At 53.6% G+C, this 19,062-nt stretch carries 16 protein-coding genes; 11 read left to right on the top strand and 5 right to left on the bottom strand.

What is annotated here, in order from left to right; genetic code table 11:
• Positions 1–7: 7 nt before the first annotated feature.
• On the bottom strand, positions 8–1,036 hold the full coding sequence (gene galR / locus ABVM99_RS05670) for an HTH-type transcriptional regulator GalR (RefSeq protein ID WP_000201030.1): 1,029 nt from the start codon (positions 1,034–1,036) through the stop codon (positions 8–10).
• 592 nt (positions 1,037–1,628) lie between these two features.
• Between galR and aas the strand changes: the two genes are divergently transcribed.
• Together aas and lplT are read left to right on the top strand one after the other, a co-directional pair.
• Positions 1,629–3,788, top strand: a complete 2,160-nt coding sequence (gene aas, locus ABVM99_RS05665) for a bifunctional acyl-ACP--phospholipid O-acyltransferase/long-chain-fatty-acid--ACP ligase (protein WP_023194898.1) — start codon at positions 1,629–1,631, stop codon at positions 3,786–3,788.
• The gene (lplT, locus tag ABVM99_RS05660; RefSeq protein ID WP_000004686.1) at positions 3,781–4,983 is read left to right on the top strand and encodes a lysophospholipid transporter LplT; all 1,203 of its coding nucleotides are present in this window, start codon (positions 3,781–3,783) and stop codon (positions 4,981–4,983) included. The genes aas and lplT overlap by 8 nt, the downstream gene beginning before the upstream one ends.
• A gap of 86 nt (positions 4,984–5,069) precedes the next feature.
• On the opposite strand, the gene ABVM99_RS05655 is transcribed toward lplT, so the two are convergent.
• The 4 genes from ABVM99_RS05655 to mutH form a co-directional block, all read right to left on the bottom strand.
• Entirely contained in the window at positions 5,070–6,110 is a 1,041-nt protein-coding gene (locus tag ABVM99_RS05655; RefSeq protein WP_000558960.1) for an NADP(H)-dependent aldo-keto reductase, read from the bottom strand.
• A gap of 190 nt (positions 6,111–6,300) precedes the next feature.
• Complete coding sequence (locus ABVM99_RS05650) at positions 6,301–6,519, bottom strand: YgdI/YgdR family lipoprotein (protein WP_000758662.1); 219 nt, start codon at positions 6,517–6,519, stop codon at positions 6,301–6,303.
• Between the two features lie 169 nt (positions 6,520–6,688).
• Positions 6,689–7,402: a TerC family protein gene (locus tag ABVM99_RS05645; protein WP_000895635.1), complete on the bottom strand. Its 714-nt coding sequence runs from the start codon at positions 7,400–7,402 to the stop codon at positions 6,689–6,691.
• Between the two features lie 181 nt (positions 7,403–7,583).
• Entirely contained in the window at positions 7,584–8,279 is a 696-nt protein-coding gene (mutH, locus tag ABVM99_RS05640) for a DNA mismatch repair endonuclease MutH (protein WP_023194897.1), read from the bottom strand.
• 682 nt (positions 8,280–8,961) lie between these two features.
• Between mutH and rppH the strand changes: the two genes are divergently transcribed.
• From rppH to recC, 9 genes are all read left to right on the top strand, one after another.
• A complete protein-coding gene (rppH, locus tag ABVM99_RS05635; protein ID WP_000564481.1) occupies positions 8,962–9,492 on the top strand; it encodes an RNA pyrophosphohydrolase in 531 nt (176 codons plus the stop codon).
• 12 nt (positions 9,493–9,504) lie between these two features.
• Entirely contained in the window at positions 9,505–11,751 is a 2,247-nt protein-coding gene (gene ptsP, locus ABVM99_RS05630; protein WP_000957887.1) for a phosphoenolpyruvate--protein phosphotransferase, read from the top strand.
• A 215-nt stretch (positions 11,752–11,966) separates the two neighbouring features.
• Entirely contained in the window at positions 11,967–12,842 is an 876-nt protein-coding gene (gene lgt, locus ABVM99_RS05625) for a prolipoprotein diacylglyceryl transferase (RefSeq protein ID WP_000204645.1), read from the top strand.
• A 6-nt stretch (positions 12,843–12,848) separates the two neighbouring features.
• On the top strand, positions 12,849–13,643 hold the full coding sequence (gene thyA, locus ABVM99_RS05620; protein ID WP_000816247.1) for a thymidylate synthase: 795 nt from the start codon (positions 12,849–12,851) through the stop codon (positions 13,641–13,643).
• Positions 13,644–13,827: 184 nt separating this feature from the next.
• Complete coding sequence (locus ABVM99_RS05615; RefSeq protein WP_000744665.1) at positions 13,828–14,298, top strand: prepilin peptidase-dependent protein; 471 nt, start codon at positions 13,828–13,830, stop codon at positions 14,296–14,298.
• Complete coding sequence (locus ABVM99_RS05610) at positions 14,289–14,852, top strand: prepilin peptidase-dependent protein (protein ID WP_000029150.1); 564 nt, start codon at positions 14,289–14,291, stop codon at positions 14,850–14,852. The genes ABVM99_RS05615 and ABVM99_RS05610 overlap by 10 nt, the downstream gene beginning before the upstream one ends.
• Complete coding sequence (locus ABVM99_RS05605; RefSeq protein WP_023194896.1) at positions 14,849–15,256, top strand: DUF2509 family protein; 408 nt, start codon at positions 14,849–14,851, stop codon at positions 15,254–15,256. Before ABVM99_RS05610 ends, ABVM99_RS05605 begins: the two co-directional genes overlap by 4 nt.
• Positions 15,241–15,561, top strand: a complete 321-nt coding sequence (locus ABVM99_RS05600; RefSeq protein WP_000019294.1) for a prepilin-type N-terminal cleavage/methylation domain-containing protein — start codon at positions 15,241–15,243, stop codon at positions 15,559–15,561. The genes ABVM99_RS05605 and ABVM99_RS05600 overlap by 16 nt, the downstream gene beginning before the upstream one ends.
• A gap of 15 nt (positions 15,562–15,576) precedes the next feature.
• The gene (recC, locus tag ABVM99_RS05595) at positions 15,577–18,948 is read left to right on the top strand and encodes an exodeoxyribonuclease V subunit gamma (RefSeq protein ID WP_023194895.1); all 3,372 of its coding nucleotides are present in this window, start codon (positions 15,577–15,579) and stop codon (positions 18,946–18,948) included.
• The last annotated feature ends 114 nt before the right edge of the window (positions 18,949–19,062 follow it).

Genomic DNA, 19,062 nt, shown 5'->3' with positions numbered 1-19,062 from the left:
ACCCTGATTAATCGGTTGTCGACAGGTGTCCGGTATCCGTCGGCGTGGATACCGAATGTCGGCGTACCAGTGTCGGACTAAATACATGAGTTACTTCCGGCGTAGGGCATTTCCCTGCCAGCGCTAACGCCAGTTCCGCCGCCTGTGTCGCCATGGTGACGATCGGATACCGAATGGTGGTCAGTCGGGGACGCACATAGCGTGAGACCAGTACATCATCAAAACCGATGAGCGATACTTCGCCCGGCACCCCCACGCCATTATCATTTAATACTCCCATCGCGCCAGCCGCCATCGAGTCGTTATAGCAGGCCACTGCGGTAAAATTTCTGCCGCGACCTAATAACTCAGTCATCGCCTGCTCGCCGCCGCTTTCATCCGGTTCGCCGAACGTCACCAGCCGATCGTTAGCCGGAATATGGCTTTCCGCCAGCGCATCGTAATAGCCCCTCAGGCGATCTTCGGCATCAGAGATGGTGTGGTTGGAACAGATATACCCAATACGCGTATGACCTTGCTGGATCAGATGTCGGGTCGCCAGCCATGCCCCGTAACGGTCATCCAGCGCGACACAGCGGTGTTCTAACCCCGGTAAAATGCGGTTAATCAGCACCATGCCGGGGATTTGCTTCATTAATGAGGCCAGGTCCGCATCCGGAATCATTTTGGCGTGTACCACTAACGCTGCGCAACGATGACGAATCAACTGTTCAATAGCCTGACGCTCTTTTTGTTCGTTATGATACCCGTTGCCAATCAGTAAAAAATTGCCGGTGTGATACGCCACCTGTTCAACGGCTTTTACCATCGCGCCGAAAAAAGGATCGGAAACGTCGCCGACCACCAGACCGAGGGTTTCCGTTGCCTGCTGTGCCAGCGCGCGCGCGTTGGCGTTAGGGTGATAGCTCAGGGACTCCATTGCGCTGGTCACCGCCAGCCGGGACGCTTCGCTGGCTTTTGGCGAATCGTTAATAACGCGAGAAACGGTGGCGACTGAAACACCGGCCAGTCGGGCTACATCTTTTATGGTCGCCATGATAATACCTATAGTGGGTAAACGCTTACATTACGCCAGTTTTACGGAAAATGAACTTCTGTTCAAGCCTCTTGCCCCGCCGTGTCGGGCAAATGTGACCTGCACGGGAGAAATGCGTCTGTAAAGTGACAATACAAATCTTTCGTTACAGTTTGCGAAGCGCTGTTGCGATTGTCTGCTGGCAGGCCAGCGAGTCAGGTTGATAGAGTGGTGATCCCAGAGGTATTGATAGGTGGAATCAACGTCATTGTTGATCACACGAATTACACCAACCTGCGTAGAGATGCGCAGGTTTTTTTTTGTTTCGCCTGAACCTGTAACAGTAACGGATAATTTACACAACTCGTTGCATTTCCGTTTATTCCTTTGCGTTTTCGGACTGGCGATGCAGACGCGCGAAGCCCACAATCAAGATCCCAGAGGTATTGATTGGTGAGATTATTCGGTACGCTCTTCGTACCTGTCTCTTGCACCAACCTGCGCGGATGCGCAGGTTTTTTTTCGAACCTATTTTGCTATCGCTCCTGTTACGCAACTCGTGTAATCTGCCACAATTCATGTTTTAGCGAATTGTCGGCCAAAGGGAGTTGAAATGCTGTTTGGATTTTTCCGTAACCTGTTTCGCGTGCTTTATCGTGTGCGCGTCACTGGCGATGTCCGGGCGCTACAGGGGAACCGGGTCTTAATTACCCCCAATCACGTTTCATTTATCGATGGTATGCTACTGGCGCTGTTTTTGCCGGTACGGCCTGTCTTTGCGGTATATACCTCCATCAGCCAGCAATGGTATATGCGCTGGTTAACGCCGCTGATCGATTTTGTGCCGCTCGATCCCACTAAACCCATGTCCATTAAACACCTGGTGCGCCTGGTGGAGCAGGGGCGTCCAGTGGTGATTTTCCCGGAAGGGCGGATTTCCGTGACCGGCTCGCTGATGAAAATTTATGACGGCGCAGGCTTTGTGGCGGCAAAATCGGGCGCAACCGTCATTCCGCTCCGTATTGACGGCGCGGAGCTTACGCCTTTCAGTCGCCTTAAAGGTCTGGTTAAACGGCGCTTATTCCCCCGCATTCAGCTTCATATTTTACCGCCGACGCAAATACCGATGCCGGAAGCGCCGCGCGCGCGCGACAGACGTAAGATAGCGGGTGAGATGCTGCACCAGATCATGATGGAAGCGCGTATGGCGGTGCGCCCGCGCGAGACGTTATACGAATCGTTGCTGGCGGCGCAATATCGTTACGGCGCAGGTAAAAACTGTATTGAGGACATTAACTTTACGCCGGATACGTATCGTAAGTTACTGACCAAGACGCTTTTTGTTGGCCGGATTCTGGAAAAGTACAGCGTTGAGGGCGAGAAAATCGGTTTAATGCTGCCGAATGCCGCCATCAGCGCGGCGGTGATTTTCGGCGCGGTTTCTCGTCGCCGCATTCCGGCCATGATGAACTACACGGCGGGGGTAAAAGGGCTGACCAGCGCGATTACCGCGGCGGAAATTAAAACGATTTTTACCTCCCGCCAGTTCCTCGATAAAGGTAAATTGTGGCACCTGCCGGAACAGCTAACGCAGGTTCGCTGGGTTTACCTGGAAGATTTAAAAGCGGACGTCACGCCCGCCGACAAGCTATGGATTTTTGCCCACCTCCTGGCGCCGCGACTGGCGCAGGTAAAACAGCAGCCGGAAGACGCGGCGATCATTCTTTTTACCTCCGGCTCGGAAGGGCACCCGAAAGGGGTGGTGCACAGCCATAAAAGCATTCTGGCGAACGTCGAGCAGATAAAAACGATTGCGGATTTCACCGCCAATGACCGTTTTATGTCGGCGCTGCCGCTCTTTCACTCGTTCGGTTTGACGGTGGGCCTGTTTACGCCGTTGTTGACCGGCGCGGAAGTATTTCTTTATCCAAGTCCGCTGCACTATCGCATTGTGCCGGAACTGGTCTATGACCGTAACTGTACCGTGCTGTTTGGTACGTCAACCTTCCTCGGCAACTATGCGCGCTTTGCCAATCCGTATGATTTTTATCGCCTGCGCTATGTGGTGGCCGGTGCGGAAAAACTTCAGGAGAGCACCAAACAACTGTGGCAGGATAAATTCGGTCTGCGCATTCTTGAGGGCTACGGGGTAACGGAATGCGCGCCAGTAGTCTCGATTAACGTGCCGATGGCGGCTAAGCCTGGCACTGTTGGCCGCATTCTGCCTGGCATGGACGCGCGTCTGCTGGCGGTGCCCGGTATTGAAAACGGCGGTCGGCTACAGCTGAAAGGGCCGAATATCATGAATGGCTATCTGCGCGTGGAAAAACCGGGCGTGCTGGAGGTGCCGTCGGCGGAAAACGCCAGCGGCGAAACCGAGCGCGGGTGGTACGACACGGGCGATATTGTACGCTTCGATGAAAATGGTTTTGTGCAGATTCAGGGGCGCGCGAAACGCTTTGCGAAAATTGCTGGCGAAATGGTCTCGCTGGAGATGGTCGAGCAACTGGCGCTTGGCGTTTCGGCGGACAAAATGCACGCTACCGCCATTAAAAGCGATGCCAGCAAAGGTGAAGCGCTGGTACTGTTTACGACTGACAGCGAACTCACCCGAGAAAAGTTACAGCACTATGCCCGTGAACACGGTATTCCGGAACTTGCCGTCCCGCGTGATATCCGTTATCTGAAGCAGCTTCCCTTGCTTGGCAGCGGGAAACCCGATTTTGTGACGCTGAAAAGTTGGGTGGATGCGCCGGAACAACATCATGAGTGAGTCAGTACGTACTAACACCTCCATCTGGTCGAAAGGGATGCTGTCGGTGATTGTCGCGCAGTTTCTCTCGGCTTTTGGCGATAATGCGTTGCTGTTTGCGACGCTGGCACTGCTGAAAGCTCAGTTTTACCCGGACTGGAGCCAGCCTGTTTTGCAAATGGTGTTTGTGGGCGCTTACATTCTTTTTGCGCCGTTTGTCGGCCAGATAGCGGACAGCTTTGCCAAAGGCCGGGTGATGATGGTCGCCAATGGTCTTAAACTGGCGGGAGCGGCAGGTATCTGCCTCGGCGTAAATCCTTTTGTCGGTTATACGTTGGTCGGGATTGGCGCGGCGGCTTATTCTCCGGCGAAATACGGTATTCTGGGCGAACTGACGACGGGCGATAAGCTGGTGAAAGCCAATGGCCTGATGGAAGCCTCTACGATTGCGGCGATTTTGCTCGGTTCCGTCGCGGGCGGCGTATTGGCCGACTGGCATGTCATCGCTGCGCTGGTTGCCTGCGCGTTGGCCTACGCTGGCGCAGTGGCGGCGAACCTGTTTATCCCGAAGCTTGTGGCGGCGCGTCCAGGACAATCCTGGCGGTTGTCGGCGATGACGCGTAGCTTCTTCAGCGCTTGCGTTGTCCTTTGGCGTAACGGTGAAACGCGTTTTTCGCTGGTGGGGACCGGGCTATTCTGGGGCGCAGGCGTGACGCTGCGTTTTCTGCTGGTGCTGTGGGTGCCGGTGGCGCTGGGGATTACGGATAACGCCACGCCGACTTACCTGAACGCCATGGTGGCGGTAGGCATTGTGGTCGGCGCGGGCGCGGCGGCAAAACTGGTGACGCTGGAGACCGTATCGCGCTGTATGCCCGCCGGGATTTTGATTGGCGTTGTGGTTGCGATCTTCTCATTACAGCACGCATTGCTGCCTGCTTATGCCTTGTTGCTGTTGATAGGTATGCTGGGCGGCTTTTTTGTGGTGCCGCTCAACGCTTTGCTCCAGGAGCGCGGTAAGAAGAGCGTTGGCGCCGGGAATGCCATTGCCGTACAAAATCTGGGCGAGAATAGCGCCATGCTATTAATGCTGGGACTGTACTCGCTGGCGGTGCTGGTTGGCGTTCCGGCAGTGGCGATAGGTATCGGCTTTGGCGTGCTGTTCGCGCTGGCGATCGCGGCGCTGTGGATCTGGCAGCGCCGGCAGGCATCATACTGAGTGAATATGCCGGGCGGCGAGCGCGCGTTATCCGGCTTACATTGTCTCTGTAAGCCCGGAAGCGTAGCGCCACCGGGCACTGACTATCACGGCGCCGGGTAGGTATAAACCTGATGCGCCGCCTCAATCTCCGCCAGGACCTCTTCGCTTAACGTCAGATGCAGACTTTCCACATTCGTCTTGAGCTGCGCCATCGTGGTTGCGCCCAGTAACGTACTGGCGACAAACGGCTGGCGGCGAACAAAGGCCAGCGCCATCTGCGCCGGATCAAGATTGTGACGCTTCGCGATATCGACGTAGGCGGCAACGGCTTTTTGCGCCTGTTCGCCGCTGTAACGTGTGAAGCGGCTGAACAAGGTATTCCGCGCGCCTGCGGGTTTGGCCCCGTTCAGGTATTTACCGGTTAATGTGCCAAACGCCAGACAGGAATAGGCGAGCAATTCAACACCTTCATACTGGCTGACTTCCGCCAGTCCGACCTCGTAGCTGCGGTTTAACAGGCTATAGGGGTTCTGGATAGTGACAATACGCGGCAGGTCATGTTTTTCCGCCAGATGCAGATAGCGCATAACGCCAAACGCTGTCTCATTTGAAACGCCAATATAACGAATCTTACCCGCTCGCTGAAACTCACTTAGCGCGTCTAACGTCTCCAGCAGACTTACTACTGGCGTGGAGTCCGTCCAGTTATAGCCGAGTTTACCGAAGCAGTTAGTGGGGCGCTGCGGCCAGTGCACCTGATACAAATCCAGATAGTCGGTTTGCAACCGGGTCAAACTGTCGTGTAGCGCTTCGCGAATATTTTTACGATCCAGCGCCTGATGAGGCCGGATGCCTTGATCATTATTACGTGCCGGTCCGCTAACTTTGCTGGCGATGATCAGTTTTTCACGGTTGCCGCGTTTGGCGAGCCAGTTACCGATATAGGATTCCGTCAGCCCTTGTGTTTCCGGGCGCGGCGGTACCGGATACATCTCGGCGGCGTCGATAAGGTTAATGCCATTTGCGATGGCATAGTCGAGCTGTGCGTGAGCGTCGGCTTCGCTGTTTTGTTCACCAAATGTCATTGTGCCCAGCCCTAGCGTACTTACTTCGAGCGAGCTGTGGGGTATACGGTGATAGTGCATAGCCGTTTCCTTTTTATTATGAAGTCAGAAATTCCCGACAAAGGACAATAAAAATGGCAGAGGGAAGGCAAAAGGGAAAGTAAAATTGCAGGCTGCGCGGCGTAATTGTTACCGGGCGTGGTCGCCACGCACCGTTACGGGACGCAGCCTGAAGGCTTGCAGAACGCTGACCTCGATCACAGGCCACCGCTTAACGTTCGATGATTTGAGACACTTCGTCACGGTTGATTTGCATCTCGTTTCCCTGTGCATCGGTATAGCTGACCAGACCGGTATCATCGTCAACTTGTGGTTTTCCATCGGTCAGGATCATACGACCATCTTTCGTCGCCATTACATAATCGCTGCTGCATCCGGATACCGCAAAAGCCAACCCTACTGCGGAAATTACAACTGCCCACTTTTTCATCCGTTTGTCCTCACATAGCCTGCATCTGATAATAGTCTGTTAATCATATGTCTGATAATAGTCTAGTAATAACGCGCAGCTCTGCATGTCGGAAGCAGCAAAATCTTAATCTGTGAGAAGAAAGGAAATAAAGTGAGTATTCGCTCCCCGGCGGGGGAGCGAGACAGGATTACAGCGGATTCTTTTTATTACGCAACAGGTTCAGGCTCTCTACTGCGATAGAGAAGAACATGGCGAAATAGATATACCCTTTCGGAACGTGAACGTCGAAACTTTCCAGAATCAGGGTAAAGCCAACCAGGATCAGAAAGGAGAGCGCCAGCATTTTTACCGACGGATGGCGATCGACAAACTCGCCGATGGGCCGTGCCGCAAACATCATGACACCCACGGCAATAACGACTGCCGCCATCATAATAAACAGATGATCGGAGAGGCCAACCGCTGTGATAACTGAATCAAGGCTGAAAATAATATCCAGCAGCATAATCTGCACTATTGCGCCCAGGAAAGAAGAAACCCGGGTTTTTAACCCTTCTTCTTCGCCTTCGATGGACTCATGGATCTCCTTGCTGGCTTTCCAGATTAAAAATAACCCGCCCAGTAACAGAATGAGATCGCGGGCGGAAATCGCTTCGCCGAAAAGCTCAAACAGCGGATTAGTCAGCCGAGTGACCCAGGCGATTGACGCCAGCAGCGCCAGGCGCATAACCATCGCCGCCGCCAACCCAAGCCGCCGTGCGTGGTTTCGTTGCGCCGTAGGAAGTTTTGCTACCACCAGAGAAAGAAAAATAATGTTGTCGATCCCAAGTACAATCTCCAGCAGCGTCAGCGTACCGAGCGCCAGCCAGGCATTAGGATCGGTTATCCATGCAAATAACATCGAACAAAGTCCTGCCAAAAAAAGAAGCGGTAATTATAGGCCCGTCGAGTGACGGGCGAAAGCCCAGGCTGAATTTGCGCAACCAGGAACGGTGTAAAATAGCGGCGACAATACGCTTACGTTTATCCGGCGTCGGCCCGATGCGTAGCCATAGCTGAGGCGCATTTGCGTGTAATGGACGTTACGGATTCTGCAATAAAAAATGGCGAGCCAGCAGCGCCTGCGTAAAATTTTTTTTCAGATAAAATCCACGCGGTAGCGTCAAAATAGGTTCCCCGCGCGCGCCGATAGCCTCGGTGAGCGCCCTGGCATTGGCGGCTTTGGGTCGTAGTTGCAAGACTTCGCCATGGCGGGCGGTAATGCGTTCCACCTGGCCCAGCACTATCATGTCCATCAGCTCTTCCCAGTCGAGGCGTAGCTGCCTGTCCTCTTCTTCACTCGGACTCCAGAGTAGCGGCGAACCTACGCGGCGTTCGGCTAACGGTATGCTGCGATCGCCTTCGACCGGCACCCATAGCACGCGCTTCAATTTATGTCGTACGTGACTTGTCTCCCAGGTCACGCCGCTGTTACCGGTTAACGGCGCCACGCAAACAAAGGTTGTTTCCAGAGGACGACCCAGACTATCCACCGGGATGGTTTTCAGTTCTACGCCTAATGCGGCGAAATCCTGCTCCGGCTTGCTCCCGGCGCTGGCGCCGAGCCAGATCTCCAGCAAGACGCCGATCCAGCCTTTGTCTCGCTTCAAATCTTTAGGCGTGGTAATGCTGGCCATCGCCGCCAGCTCGCCTAACGTATAGCCGGAAAGCTGCCGCGCCTGGGCTAACAGCAATGCTTCCGAAGCAGGCGGAGTCAGTAGCGGACAAAGAGCGGACATGACAATTACCTTAGGTCAAAAAATGAGCAGTGATTTTATACCGTATGGGCAGAGTTTATCTTTTTCTGTGTCTTATATTCAATAGACTGATTTTTATTGCCTTTTTTGTGTTGTTTCTTCGTGTTGCGCAACGCTGAAGCGGGTTTTCCAATTCTGGTCACTGACAATAAACAGGATCTTACACTATGTTATCCACAGAAAGTTGGGATAACTGTGTAAAACCGCCACTACTGTTTCCATTTACAGCCTTGACGTGCGACGAAAATCGAAAATTCAGACAAATAGTGCGTAAGTTATTGGCACAATCTGTGGATAAAACCGACGCTGGTTGATCTTTCATCAGCATAAGGATCTTAGATGTGATGCTGGTCACGCTTTATGAAGGTGGCATGTAAGATTTGTCTATAACACAATGAATATAAGGCACTATTTTTACTGTTTTCAGCATGAGGAATTCAGACTGTTCTGGGTTTTCCCGTGGTAATTCCATACTTCTTCACAACTATATCCACAGAAAAGGTGAATAAAATGGCGCAAGGGCGTCATCATCTGTTTATAACTCGGCTATTTACTGTGAGTTATTCAATTGTTATTAGGCTGTGTCACTATTACAGAGTGGTTTACCGCCTCACTGGAGTATGAAACAATCGTTCATATATAAGGTTTATGTTGAGGTAGTCCGGTGATTGATGACGATGGCTACCGCCCAAATGTAGGTATCGTAATTTGTAATCGTCAGGGGCAGGTGATGTGGGCCCGGCGATTTGGTCAGCACTCCTGGCAGTTCCCGCAGGGCGGGATAAATCCAGGGGAGTCGGCAGAACAGGCGATGTACCGGGAACTGTTTGAAGAAGTTGGGTTAAGCCGTAAAGATGTGCGGATCCTTGCTTCTACTCGCAACTGGTTGCGTTACAAGTTACCAAAACGTTTGGTGCGTTGGGACACAAAGCCGGTATGTATCGGCCAGAAACAAAAGTGGTTTCTTTTGCAGTTAATGAGCGCCGACGCCGAAATCAATATGCAAACCAGCAGTACGCCGGAGTTTGACGGCTGGCGCTGGGTAAGTTACTGGTATCCGGTTCGACAAGTGGTGTCATTTAAACGCGATGTCTACCGCAGGGTAATGAAAGAGTTTGCAAGTGTTGTCATGGCGCTTCAGGATAATCCCCCTAAGCTACAAAGCGCGCCTGCTTATCGACGTAAAAGAGGTTAAGCCACGCAAATTATGCTCACTCGCCTGCGCGAAATAGTCGAAAAAGTGGCCAGTGCGCCGCGTCTGAACGAGGCGCTGAATATTCTGGTCACGGATATCTGTCTTGCGATGGATACAGAGGTTTGCTCGGTTTACCTGGCCGATCATGACCGACGCTGTTATTACCTGATGGCGACGCGGGGGTTGAAAAAACCGCGTGGCCGAACCGTTGCGCTTGCGTTTGATGAGGGGATCGTAGGTCTGGTGGGCAGGCTGGCGGAACCCATTAACCTTGCCGATGCGCAAAAACATCCCAGCTTTAAATACATTCCTTCGGTAAAAGAGGAGCGTTTTCGCGCGTTTCTCGGCGTGCCGATCATTCAGCGTCGCCAACTTCTCGGCGTGCTGGTCGTACAGCAGCGCGAATTGCGCCAGTACGATGAAAGCGAAGAGTCTTTCCTCGTCACGCTCGCTACGCAGATGGCGGCTATCCTGTCGCAGTCGCAGGTCACAGCGCTGTTCGGGCAATATCGGCAGACGCGAATCCGCGCGCTTCCTGCGGCGCCGGGCGTGGCTATCGCAACGGGCTGGCAAGACGCGACCATGCCGCTGATGGAACAGGTTTACGAAGCGTCTACGCTGGATACCTCTCTTGAACGCGAACGACTGACCGGCGCGCTGGAAGAGGCGGCGAACGAATTCCGACGATACAGCAAACGCTTTGCCGCTGGCGCGCAAAAAGAGACGGCAGCCATTTTCGATCTGTACTCACACCTGCTTTCAGACGCCAGACTGCGTCGCGAACTCTTCGCCGAGGTCGACAAAGGCGCTGTTGCGGAGTGGGCCGTTAAAAAAATCATCGAAAAATTTGCCGAGCAATTTGCGGCGCTAACCGATAACTATCTCAAAGAACGTGCGGGAGACTTACGCACGCTGGGTCAGCGGCTGTTATTCCACCTTGATGATTCAGTTCAGGGGCCAAACGCCTGGCCGGAACGTTTTATTCTGGTCGCGGATGAGCTGTCGGCGACCACCCTGGCGGAGCTGCCGCAGGACAGGCTGGCGGGCGTTGTAGTGCGCGACGGCGCGGCAAACTCGCATGCGGCGATTATGGTGCGCGCGCTCGGTATCCCGACCGTCATGGGAGCGGATATCCAGCCTTCGGTGCTACATCGCCGTACGTTGGTGGTGGATGGCTATCGCGGTGAATTACTGGTCGATCCTGAACCCGTGCTTATTCAGGAATATCAGCGGCTCATTAGTGAAGAGATAGAACTCAGTCGTCTGGCGGAGGACGACGTCAATCTTCCCGCCCAACTGAAAAGCGGCGAGCGAGTCAAAGTGATGCTGAATGCCGGGCTCAGTCCCGAGCATGAGGAAAAGTTAGGCAGTCGGATCGACGGTATCGGCCTGTACCGTACTGAAATTCCCTTTATGCTGCAAAGCGGGTTTCCCTCGGAAGAAGAGCAGGTGGCGCAGTATCAAGGGATGCTGCAAATGTTTAACGATAAACCGGTGACGCTGCGGACCCTGGATGTGGGAGCGGATAAGCAACTGCCCTATATGCCGATCAGCGAGGAGAACCCGTGTCTGGGCTGGCGCGGGATCCGCATTACGCTGGATCAGCCGGAGATCTTTTTGATCCAGGTCCGCGCGATGCTGCGCGCCAATGCGGCGACTGGCAACCTCAGCATTTTGTTGCCGATGGTCACCAGTATTGATGAAGTCGATGAAGCGCGACGTCTGATCGAACGCGCCGGGCGCGAGGTCGAGGAGATGATCGGCTATGCGATCCCGAAACCGCGTATCGGCATTATGCTGGAAGTACCATCAATGGTATTTATGCTGCCGCATCTGGCTAACCGGATCGACTTTATCTCGGTCGGCACCAACGATTTAACGCAATATATCCTGGCGGTAGATCGCAACAATACCCGCGTGGCCAGTATTTATGACAGTTTGCATCCGGCTATGCTGCGCGCACTGTCCATGATTGCGCAGGAAGCCGAAAAACATGGTCTCGATCTTCGCTTGTGCGGCGAGATGGCGGGCGATCCGATGTGTGTGGCGATTCTTATCGGTCTGGGATATCGCCATCTTTCGATGAATGGCCGTTCGGTAGCGCGTGTGAAATATCTGCTGCGGCATATCGATTTTGAAGACGCGCAAACCCTTGCCAGACGCAGCCTTGAGGCGCAGATGGCGACCGAAGTGCGTCATCAGGTGGCGGCGTTTATGGAGCGCCGCGGGATGGGGGGATTGATTCGAGGAGGGTTGTAACGACCGGAGCGGGAAAAGAGAGTGACTGTGGATTCACGGCGCAGACAACACGCCTGCAAGATGAAAGACAATGCGTATACATATCTTTTAACGGTAATCGGCATCTCGCTTTTAACCCTTGTGCTATTATTCGCACCTTTGGAGCGTCTGCAACGCGCAGGCGCGCTTATCAATCGCTATCTCTTCAGCGAAATAACAAGAAATTGTGGTGACAGATGACCAGTAGCTATCTGCATTTTCCGGACTTTGATCCGGTCATTTTCTCAATTGGGCCCGTCGCGCTTCACTGGTATGGCTTGATGTATCTGGTGGGGTTCGTTTTCGCGATGTGGTTGGCGGTGCGTCGCGCTAACCGTCCGGGAAGCGGTTGGACCAAAAACGAAGTTGAAAATTTACTCTATGCAGGTTTCCTGGGGGTCTTCCTGGGGGGACGTATTGGCTATGTCCTGTTTTATAACTTCCCTCTGTTTCTGGATAACCCGCTCTATTTATTCCGCGTCTGGGACGGCGGCATGTCCTTCCACGGCGGGCTTATCGGCGTGATACTGGTGATGATTATCTTCGCCAGGCGCACGAAGCGCTCGTTCTTTCAGGTGTCTGATTTTATTGCGCCGTTAATTCCGTTCGGCCTGGGCGCCGGGCGTCTGGGCAACTTTATCAACGGTGAATTGTGGGGGCGCGTCGATCCTGACTTCCGGTTTGCCATGCTCTTTCCTGGCTCACGCGCGGAAGATATTGCGCTGCTGCCGTCACATCCGCAATGGCAGCCTATTTTTGATACCTACGGCGTATTGCCGCGCCACCCTTCCCAGTTGTATGAGCTGGCATTAGAAGGCGTGGTGCTGTTTATCATCCTTAATCTCTTTATTCGCAAACCGCGTCCGATGGGCGCAGTCTCCGGATTATTCCTGATTGGCTATGGCGCGTTTCGTATCATTGTTGAATTCTTCCGCCAGCCGGACGCGCAATTTACCGGCGCGTGGGTACAGTACATCAGCATGGGGCAGATTCTCTCTATCCCGATGATTATCGCTGGCGCGATCATGATGGTTTGGGCATATCGCCGCCGCCCGCAGCAACACGTTTCCTGAGGAACCATGAAACAGTATTTAGAACTGATGCAAAAAGTGCTGGATGAAGGCACACAGAAAAACGACCGTACCGGCACCGGCACGCTTTCCATTTTTGGCCATCAGATGCGTTTTAACCTGCAGGAAGGCTTTCCGCTGGTGACGACAAAACGCTGCCATTTACGTTCAATTATTCACGAACTGCTATGGTTTTTGCAGGGCGATACCAACATCGCTTACCTGCACGAAAATAATGTCACCATCTGGGACGAATGGGCCGATGAGAACGGCGATTTAGGCCCGGTTTATGGTAAGCAGTGGCGTGCATGGCCAACACCGGATGGCCGCCATATCGATCAGATCGCCACGGTCTTAAGCCAGCTTAAAAACGATCCGGACTCTCGTCGTATTATCGTTTCTGCGTGGAACGTCGGCGAGCTGGATAAGATGGCGCTGGCGCCGTGTCACGCCTTTTTCCAGTTTTATGTCGCAGATGGAAAACTCTCCTGTCAGCTTTATCAGCGCTCCTGCGATGTGTTCCTCGGTCTGCCGTTCAACATTGCCAGCTACGCGTTACTGGTGCATATGATGGCGCAACAGTGCGACCTGGACGTCGGCGATTTTGTCTGGACCGGCGGCGACACGCACCTGTACAGCAACCATATGGAGCAGACGCACCTGCAATTAAGCCGTGAACCGCGCGCGCTGCCGAAGTTGGTCATTAAGCGTAAACCTGATTCGCTTTTTGACTACCGGTTCGATGATTTCGAAATTGAAGGCTATGATCCGCACCCCGGTATTAAAGCGCCGGTCGCTATCTAAGCGCTGACGATCCTGCCATAACCGACGTCATCGCGCGTCGGTTTTTTTTACCCTTTGTCTCAATCTTCGGCGCGGATTCCTGAAATTTTGCAACACGCTGCAAAACATGAACTTTTTTCCGTAACGCGCCGAACAATCTGTATTTGGCGCTCGTTATTTTTCTTCCGCCCGCCATACTGCCGACATGAAAAAACAACAGGGCTATACGCTCATTGAAACGGTGGTCGCGATGTCGCTCATTATCATTCTCAGCGCCACAGGACTTTATGGCTGGCAACGCTGGCAGCAGCAACAGCGCCTGTGGCAAACCGCATGTCAGGTGCGGGATTACCTGCTGCAACTTCGTGAGGACGCTCACTGGCATAACCGCGATCACATTCTTCGCGTGGTTAGCGAAGGCGGTTCATGGTGCTTTGTCAGCTCTGTTGCTACGCAAACATCGTGTACGCCATCTTCCCCCTTTGTGTTTACGCCCGACTGGCATGATGTCGTCCTTGCCGATATCACGCCGTCGTTAGCCTTCTTTGGCCTGCGCAATACGGCATGGGCAGGGCACATCGTACTGAAAAACGCTGCCGGAGAGTGGCGTCTGGTCGTCTCTTCCTGGGGGCGAATCAGGCTATGTGAGCGTAACGAGGCCGCCACGTGTCAATAACCACGCGGGGGTTCTCGCTACTGGAGGTTGTGCTGGCGATGGCGATAGGTTCCATTTTACTGCTTGGGTCCGCACGATTTTTACCGGCGCTACAGCGTGAGATCTGGCACAACACGCGACAGTTATCGCTGGAAGATGAAATCTGGCAGCGAACCTATACCGTAGCGAAGCATCTTCAACGTGCGGGTTACTGCCATGGCCACTGTATTGGCGAAGGGTTACATCTTGCCGAACAGGGGCAATGCGTCATCGTTCAGTGGGACGGGAATAATAACGGTGTCTGGGATACCATACCGGCGAAAGAGGCCGACCAGACCGGGTTCCGTATGAAGGATAACGTTCTGGAGACATTACGCGGAGCAACATCTTGCCAGGGTAAGGGATGGGAAAAAATGACCGATCCCAATACGGTACTCATCACGGCGTTTACCGTTGAGCGCCGGGATATAACGGGATTCTCGCCAGTGCTCATGCTGCATCTGCGCGGTGCCAGCAAAGCCGAGCCTCAGACGGTTATTGACGCGCAATACAGCGTAACGGGATTTAATCTGTGAATCGGGAACGTGGCGCTTCTTCGCTAATACTGGCGCTTTTAATACTGATTCTGGGTAGTCTGCTACTGCAAGGCGTAAATCAGCAGCAGGCCAGCTATGCCGCCCGCGTGACGACGCAGAGCATGGCGATACAACGCCAGGCGCTCGTACAGTCGGCGCTGGAATGGGGGCGGGGGCAGCTATGGTCAGGCGTAACCGAAATGGAATGTCGGCGCTATTCCCCTTCAGGAGCGAGGGTCTGTTTGCGGAGATTATCGGGGGATGAGGTGGTGATGGTGGCGCAAGATGATGGCATGACGTTATGGCGTTTGGGCAACGTCATTCAGGGAAGCATTGTCTTTTCTCCCCACGGCTGGAGCGATTTTTGTCCGTTAAAAGAGGTGGCGTTATGTCGCATCCCCTGAATTTACAACGCGGGTTTAGCCTCCCGGAAGTTTTAGTGGCGATGGTTCTAATGGTAATGATCGTCACCGCGCTGTCAGGCTATCAGCGGGTATTAATGCACAGTTTTGCATTACGACACCAGTATCTTCAGATCTGGCGGCAGGCGTGGCAGCAAACGGCGCTGTATCCATTTTCGCCTGCTGAAGGCTGGAAGGCCAACCGGATGCAGACAACGCAATCGGGATGTGTCAGCATCAGCGTCACGATGGTTTCACCCTCTGGCAGGCAGGGGCAGATGACGCGCTTGCATTGTCCAAATCGTTAATCGTCAGGAGTAATTATGTTAAGGGTCTACCACTCCAATCGTCTGGATGTGCTGGAAGCGTTGATGGAATTCATCGTCGAACGCGAGCGGCTGGATGATCCCTTTGAACCAGAAATGATTCTGGTACAAAGCACGGGTATGGCGCAGTGGCTGCAGATGACCCTTTCACAAAAGTTTGGTATTGCGGCGAATATCGCTTTTCCGTTACCGGCGAGTTTTATCTGGGAGATGTTTGTTCGCGTGTTGCCGGATATCCCCAAAGAAAGCGCTTTCAGCAAACAAAGCATGAGCTGGAAACTGATGACCTTGCTGCCGCAGTTGCTGGATAAGGATGAGTTTGTACTGCTGCGCCATTATCTGACCGACGACACCGATAAACGCAAACTCTTTCAGCTTTCCGCGCGCGCCGCCGACCTGTTCGATCAGTATCTGGTTTATCGGCCTGACTGGCTTACGCAGTGGGAAGCGGGAAAAACCGTGGAAGGTCTGGGGGAGGCGCAAAACTGGCAGGCGCCGCTGTGGAAAGCATTGGTGGAATATACCGCCGCGCTGGGGCAGCCGCGCTGGCATCGCGCCAATCTCTACCAACGCTTTATTCAAACGCTGGAGAGCGCGACCGCCTGCCCGCCAGGGTTGCCGTCCCGCGTTTTTATTTGCGGCATTTCCGCGTTACCGCCAGTGTATCTCAGAGCATTGCAGGCGCTGGGTAAACATATTGAAATCCATCTCCTTTTTACTAATCCGTGTCGGTATTACTGGGGGGACATTAAAGACCCTGCCTGGCTGGCAAAACTTATGGCTCGCCAGCGTCGTCACAGTTTTGAAGACCGTCATTTACCGTTGTTCCGTGAAAACCAGAATCCGGAAGCCTTATTTAACAGCGACGGTGAACAGGATATCGGTAATCCGCTACTGGCCTCATGGGGAAAACTGGGACGGGATTATATCTACCTGCTATCTGAACTGGAAAATAGCCAGGAGCTGGATGCGTTTGCTGATATTACGCCAGATAATCTTTTGCATCGGATTCAGGCGGATATTCTTGAACTGGAAAGCCATGCGGTGGCGGGCGTAAATCTTGAGGAGTATTCACGCAGCGACAATAAGCGTCTGCTCGATCCTGAGGATAACAGTCTCTCTTTTCACGTTTGTCACAGCCCGCAGCGCGAGGTGGAGATACTGCACGATCGCCTGCTGGCGATGCTGGAAGCCGATCCGACGCTAACGCCGCGCGACATTATCGTTATGGTGGCTGATATTGACAGCTATAGCCCGTTTATCCAGGCGGTATTTGGTAGCGCGCCAACGGAGCGCTATCTGCCTTATGCCATTTCCGATCGGCGGGCGCGTCAGTCACATCCGGTGTTACAGGCATTTATCAGCCTACTTTCGTTACCGGACAGCCGCTTTGTCTCCGAGGATGTTCTGGCGTTGTTAGACGTACCGGTATTGGCTGCCCGCTTTACGATCAACGAAGAAGGGTTGCGTTATTTGCGCTTGTGGGTCAATGAGTCAGGCATTCGTTGGGGAATTGACGATGACAACGTACGAGAGCTGGAACTTCCTGCCACGGGGCAGCATACATGGCAATTTGGCCTGACGCGTATGCTGCTGGGGTATGCGATGGAAAGCGCCCAGGGCGAGTGGCAGTCGGTTCTGCCTTATGACGAATCCAGCGGTCTGATTGCTGAGCTGGTCGGGCATCTGGCTTCGCTGCTGATGCAGCTTAATATCTGGCGGCGCGGTCTGGCGCAGGAGCGACCGCTGGAAGAGTGGTTGCCCGTTTGTCGCGACATGCTCAATGATTTCTTCCTGCCCGATGCGGACACGGAAGCGGCAATGACATTGATTGAACAGCAGTGGCAGGCCATTATCGCCGAAGGTGTCGCGGCGGAATATGGCGATGCGGTACCGATTTCGCTACTGCGGGATGAACTGGCGCAGCGTCTGGATCAGGAACGTATTAGCCAGCGCTTCCTGGCGGGCCCCATCAATATTTGTACGCTGATGCCGATGCGTTCCATTCCGTTCAGAGTCGTTTGCCTGCTGGGAATGAACGACGGCGTATACCCGCGCCAGCTTGCGCCGTTGGGCTTTGACCTGATGAGCCAAAAACCCATGCGCGGGGATCGTAGCCGTCGCGACGATGACCGCTACCTGTTTCTGGAAGCGTTAATCTCGGCGCAGCAGACGCTGTATATCAGCTACATCGGTCGCTCCATCCAGGATAATAGCGAACGCTTTCCCTCTGTACTGGTGCAAGAATTGGTGGATTACATCGGGCAAAGCCACTATTTGCCGGGCGACGAAACGCTGACCTGTGATGAGAGCGAAGCACGAGTCAAAGCGCATATTACGCGTCTGCATACCCGTATGCCTTTTGATGCGCAAAATTACCAACCCGGCGAACAGCAAAGTTATGCCAGAGAGTGGTTGCCTGCGGCGAGTCAGTCGGGGAAAGCGCATTCTGACTTTGTGCAGCCGCTTCCTTTTACGATGCCGGAAACATTGACTCTGGAAAGTCTGCAGCGTTTTTGGGCCCATCCGGTACGCGCATTTTTTCAGATGCGGCTTCAGGTTAATTTCCGCTCGGAAGAGAGTGAGATTCCTGATGCGGAACCGTTTGAATTAGAGGGATTGACGCGATATCAACTTAACCAACAGTTGCTCAATACGCTGGTTGAAGAGGACGATGCCGAACGCTTGTTCCGCCGTTTCCGGGCTGCGGGAGAGTTGCCTTATGGCGCGTTTGGCGAAATATTCTGGGATGCGCAATGTCAGGAGATGCAGCAACTGGCAAGCCGGGTCATCGCCTGCCGTAAGCCGAGCCAAAGCCTGGAAGTGGATCTGCTTTGCAATGGCGTTCAGCTAACCGGCTGGCTACCGCAGGTACAGGAGGATGGATTATTGCGCTGGCGTCCCGCTTTAATCAGCGTGGCGCAAGGTGTGCAACTTTGGCTGGAACACCTTGTCTATTGTGCCAGCGGCGGGAGTGGCGAAAGTCGCCTGTTTTTGCGCAAAGAGGGAGAATGGCGATTTCCGCCTCTTGATAAAACGCAGGCAATGGCTTACCTGGCGCAACTGATTGAAGGCTACCGGGAAGGCATGTCTTCTCCGCTATTGGTACTGCCGGAAAGCGGCGGCGCATGGATAAAAGCCTGTTATGACGCTGAAAATGATGTCATGTTAGACGACGATGACACCTTACAGAAGGCCAGAACAAAGTTTTTACAGGCTTATGAAGGCAACATGATGGTGAGCGGCGAAGGCGAAGATATCTGGTATCAACGTCTTTGGCGTCAGCTGGAATCTGAAACGTTGCAGGCTATCATTGCGCAGTCCCGGCATTACCTGTTACCGCTGTTTCGTTTTAATCAGTCTCGTTGATTGTATGAAAATCGCGCAATTAAAAGGCTTCGACTATGATGCGCTCTTCGTCACGGACTGATTACTGATAAAAAGATGCTGCCTGGTTCAGCACAATAATATCCCGTTCCGCTC

Origin of the sequence: Salmonella sp. SJTUF15591 (genome assembly GCF_043356435.1) — a bacterium.
Taxonomy (GTDB): domain Bacteria; phylum Pseudomonadota; class Gammaproteobacteria; order Enterobacterales; family Enterobacteriaceae; genus Salmonella; species Salmonella enterica.
The sequence above is the reverse complement of the archived record's forward strand: the minus strand, read 5'-3'. Positions and strand labels throughout refer to the sequence as shown.